Consider the following 1,210-nt stretch of genomic DNA (forward strand, 5'->3'; position numbering starts at 1 on the left):
GGGGTCAGATACCGTCTTGAATGACAAGCCCTTTCGATAGGTAATTGGGATCGAAAGGCTTGTCATTGTGTATCACCCCATAAATTAAGTGGGCCAGTTTGTGCATAACCGCCCCGATCACGGCTTTTTTTGCCATTCCAGTCGCGGTAAGCCGTTCGGCGAATTGATGCAGGATGGGGTTATGACGGCGCGCTACCAGACTAGGCATGTATAGGGCAGCGCGCAATGCGGTGTTACCGGTTCGGCTGATCGTCGTGCGTCCCCTCACTGAGCTTCCGGAGCTGCGTTGCTTGGGCGTTACGCCAAGGAAGGCGGCGAAGGCTTTCGCGCTGCCAAAGCGGCGGATATCACCCAAGCTTCCCAGCACTTTGGCCGCCGTGGTCATCCCTACGCCCGGAATCGTAGTGAGCAAATTCGCGTCGTGTTTCAGGCTGGGGTGGCGATCTATGTGATCGTCGATGTCACTTTCAAGCTTCTCAATTTCAGCGCTGAGCCAGGTGATATGTTGGCGCACATGCTGCACCACCTCGTCCATTCCGCCGATGGTCAATGCCTCCAACCGGTTTTCTTCCTGCTGGCGGATATCCTTCAAGGCTTGAACGCGCTGAGACCATGCCCGCAACTGGCGCTGCTCTAGCGGCGGCGGACTCCAGGGAGCAGGCTTCATTGCTGCACAGTAGCGCGCAATCAGACCGGCGTCGATCGCGTCGTTCTTGTTTCGAATATTCTCGCTGTGGCCAAAGCCTTTGATGCAGGCCGGGTTCACCACGCTTACCGTCAGGCCGGCTTGATGCAGAGCGAGCGCCACCGGCTCGGAATAGACCCCGGTCGCTTCCATGCAAACATGCAAGGACGACGGTGGCACTTTGGATTTACTCAGCCAGTCGAGTAGCGCTCGGTGACCTTCGATGGAATTTTCCAGCACCTTGGTCTTGGTTTTTCCATTGACCAGCAGTGCAATGTCTAACTTCTTTTTGCTGACATCTATACCTACCGCCGCGTATACCATATCCATTTTTGACCTTCCTCGTATGCAGGCTTACGCGATGACGCGATGGCCCAAGATACCGTTCGGACTTATTAAATGAAACAGGCAGAGGCACCTATCTGACCCACGGGCTCTATGGCACTAAGTCTGATCAGCGTCACTCCGCCTGACCGCACCTACGTCCTTATTATCCGATGGAGATGCGGTATGCTCAATATACGA

General features: G+C 55.1%; 1 protein-coding gene. It reads right to left on the reverse strand.

Features of this window, described 5'->3' with window-relative positions; genetic code table 11:
• Positions 1-4: 4 nt before the first annotated feature.
• Entirely contained in the window at positions 5-1,015 is a 1,011-nt protein-coding gene (locus RUGAMON1_RS32590) for an IS110 family RNA-guided transposase (RefSeq protein ID WP_445234414.1), read from the reverse strand.
• Between the last annotated feature and the right edge of the window lie 195 nt (positions 1,016-1,210).

It is taken from the genome of Duganella rhizosphaerae, assembly GCF_040364205.1.
Taxonomy (GTDB): Bacteria; Pseudomonadota; Gammaproteobacteria; order Burkholderiales; family Burkholderiaceae_D; genus Rugamonas; species Rugamonas rhizosphaerae.

What these genes read in the sequence shown, in the direction of transcription:
- RUGAMON1_RS32590 (WP_445234414.1), bottom strand. Translation starts at nt 1,015, where the DNA reads ATGGATATGGTATACGCGGCGGTAGGTATAGATGTCAGCAAAAAGAAG.